Origin of the sequence: Mycobacterium sp. (genome assembly GCF_050701675.1) — a bacterium.
In the GTDB taxonomy this organism is placed as follows: domain Bacteria; phylum Actinomycetota; class Actinomycetes; order Mycobacteriales; family Mycobacteriaceae; genus Mycobacterium.
In genome coordinates, this window is sequence record NZ_JBOGDD010000118.1 from 1 (window position 1) to 2801 (window position 2801).

2 protein-coding genes and 2 pseudogenes are annotated in these 2801 nt (G+C 66.6%); 2 read left to right on the plus strand and 2 right to left on the minus strand.

What is annotated here, in order from left to right:
* Both ACRDUX_RS03615 and ACRDUX_RS03620 read left to right on the plus strand, forming a co-directional pair.
* Window positions 1-1062, plus strand: a pseudogene (locus ACRDUX_RS03615) (pyridine nucleotide-disulfide oxidoreductase); the annotation flags it as partial.
* Window positions 1059-1457 (plus strand): 4Fe-4S dicluster domain-containing protein, encoded by a 399-nt coding sequence (locus ACRDUX_RS03620; RefSeq protein WP_526411102.1) that lies wholly within the window; start codon window positions 1059-1061, stop codon window positions 1455-1457. The pseudogene ACRDUX_RS03615 and the gene ACRDUX_RS03620, both read left to right, overlap by 4 nt.
* Before the next feature lie 64 nt (window positions 1458-1521).
* Here the strand turns inward: ACRDUX_RS03620 and ACRDUX_RS03625 are convergent, their stop codons facing one another.
* On the minus strand, window positions 1522-2370 hold the full coding sequence (locus ACRDUX_RS03625) for an aldo/keto reductase (RefSeq protein WP_526411104.1): 849 nt from the start codon (window positions 2368-2370) through the stop codon (window positions 1522-1524).
* A gap of 144 nt (window positions 2371-2514) precedes the next feature.
* Window positions 2515-2801, minus strand: a pseudogene (locus ACRDUX_RS03630) (class I SAM-dependent methyltransferase); the annotation flags it as partial.

Consider the following 2801-nt stretch of genomic DNA (forward strand, 5'->3'; position numbering starts at 1 on the left):
TTCCTGTCAGGCGCATTCGGCACCAACGTCAACACGGGCGACGGGTTCCTCATGGCCGCGGAGGTCGGCGCCGACCTGTCCGGCATGGAGTTCTCCAGCGCGTATGCGTTATCGCCCGAGTGGGGTGTCCACACGAAGGGCCGGATGCTGCAGTGGGCCAGCTTCTACGACGAGCACGGCCAACCGATCCCCACCCAGCGTGGATTGGCCGGACGTCAGGACGCCCAATGGGCGCTGGCGCACGGCAAGCGGGTCTTCGCCCGACTGGACCGTGCACCCGTACACATCCGGCAGGTGATGCGCGACGCCCAGCCGAACTACTTCCTTCCCCTCGACAAGGCCGGCATCGATCCGTTTGAAACGGCTTACCCGATCCGCATGGTCTACGAAGGCAGCGTCCGCGGCACCGGCGGTCTGCGGTTGTCCGGACCGGACTGCGCGACGACGATTCCCGGGCTGTTCGCTGCGGGCGATGCCGCGACGCGCGAGCTGGCCACCGGATCGGTCAGCGGTGGTGGCAGCCGTAACGGGTCTTGGGCCATCGCCTCCGGCACGTTCGCAGGAAGGGGCGCCGCGGAATTCAGTCGACGGGCGGGCAGACGGCCCGCAGGCCACCGTGACGTGACACCGCTCCGACCGGGCACGGGGCCCGGGCGGGTGGGCGAGAGCGCGCCGACCGTCGACGAGGTGGTCCGCGCGACGCAGCGGCACGTCCTGCCGCCGTTGCGCAGCTACCTGAAGTCGGCATCCCGATTGACCGAATCCACCGTTGAGCTGGAGGCCATCTGGCACGACGTGTCCGGCGGGCTCGCGCCGGTTGCCGACCGCGATCTCTACAAGGTTCGCCAGGCCGTTTCGCTCGTCGCTGCCGCCCGCTGGATCACGGCCTCATCGCTGGCCCGTGCCGAGAGTCGCGGACTGCACCGCCGCGAGGATGCATCCGATAGCGTCGAGCGATTCGAACACCGGATTCTGGTCGGTGGCCTCGACGAGGTATGGACCGCACCCGATCCCGTCGCGCCGCAACTGCTGTCCAATGCGGTGTCGGAGGCGCAGGCATGATCGAGATCGTCAGCGCGCAGGCCTGCATCGCCTGCGACGTCTGCATCAAGGTGTGTCCCACCGACGTGTTCGAGCGCGGGCCGGACGGGATACCGATCATCGCCAGGCAATCGGACTGCCAGACCTGCTTCATGTGCGAGGCCTACTGCCCCACCGATGCGCTGTACGTGTCCCCGATCGCCACCCCGGTGACCGGCGATAGCCCACACGCGGACGAGCACGCCGTCACCAGTTCCGGCCTGCTCGGCGGGTATCGCGAGATGATCGGTTGGGGACAGGGACGTGTCGCCGGATCACGCCGCGACCAGAACGCAATCCTGTCGGACTTCGCCCCCCTATCGGAGCCCGACCTGCCGGTCCCGGCCCAAGTATGTGACCGCGACTGGAACCATTGACAGCGGTGAACCGAGAGGTCCCGCGGCGACGTGGACATCCACGCCGCCGCCCCGCGATCGAAACTTAGCTGGGGATGTAGTCGAACGTGTCCGGGTTGGGGCCCGTCCTGCCCTCCTCGCCCTTGTCGAGTGCGGTCAGCGCCTCGACGTCGTGGGCGGCCAACTCGAAGTCGAACAGAGCGTAGTTCTCCTCGATGCGCTTCGGCGTCACCGATTTCGGGAACACGATGTCGCCGCGCTGAATGTGCCAGCGCAGCACCACCTGTGCCGGAGTCCTTCCGACCACCTCGGCGATTCCGGTGACCACTGGGTCGTCGAGGACCCTGCCTTGCGCGATCGGCGACCACGCCTCGACGGCGATGCCGTGCTCGGCGCAGTAGGCGCGGACCTCGTCGTTGGTGAAGTACGGATGCACCTCGATCTGGTTCACCGCGGGGACGGTGTCGGTCTCGCTGGCCAGCCGATCGAGGTGGCCGACCTGGAAGTTCGACACGCCGATGCTGCGGGCCCTGCCGTCGCGCCTGAACTCCTCGAGCGTCTGCCACGTCGATACGAAGTCGCCACCGTAGAGCGTGGGAAGCGGCCAGTGAATCAGGAACAGGTCGACGAAGTCGAAGCCGAGCTTGCTCAGCGTCTGATCGAAAGCCTTTCGCGCAGCGTCGGGTTCGTGGAACCCGTTGTTGAGCTTGCTGGTGACGAAGACGTCCGCACGGTCCAAACCGGAATCACGGATCCCTTGGCCGACGCCTGCCTCGTTCTGGTACATCTCGGCGGTGTCGATGTGCCGGTACCCGATGTCGAGAGCGGTCTTGACCGCGCTCGCCGTCTCGTCGGGGTCGATCTGATAGACGCCGAACCCGAGTTGCGGGATCAGGGCGCCGCTGGTGAGTTCGATCGTCGGAATGTTGCTCATGAATGGGCCTCCTTCAGCGAATTGCCATTGGCAGCGTGCCCAATCCGGTGTTGGGGCAAACGAGCCTCGGGTTCGCGATGACGTGCAGTAGTAGTTGTCGCCGAACGACACTGCGCCGTCGGCCTGCGCTTGGTCCGTTCAAGCTTAGTCAGGGTGAGGAACAAGGCGCGCCTTCCTCGCGATCACGAAGGCCTGTGGTGTCGACTCGATGCCGTCGTCCTCGGCTTCGCGCACGGTCTGCGAGTAGACCGTCAGCCCCGCGACCGCGAGCTTCGAACCGATGGCGCTCGGGTTGCGGCGGTGGAAGACGAGGTCGATCGGCATCCCGAAGGCCTCCTTCAGGTGACGCGGCTCGTCGCCCACCTGAAACGCGATCAGGACGACGCCGCCGGGAACGAGGATGCGATGGAACTCCGAGAGCGCCTTCGGCA

Excerpts from the sequence above, each read along its gene's own strand:
- ACRDUX_RS03620 (WP_526411102.1), top strand. The coding sequence starts at position 1,059 with ATGATCGAGATCGTCAGCGCGCAGGCCTGCATCGCCTGCGACGTCTGC.
- ACRDUX_RS03625 (WP_526411104.1), bottom strand. The coding sequence starts at position 2,370 with ATGAGCAACATTCCGACGATCGAACTCACCAGCGGCGCCCTGATCCCG.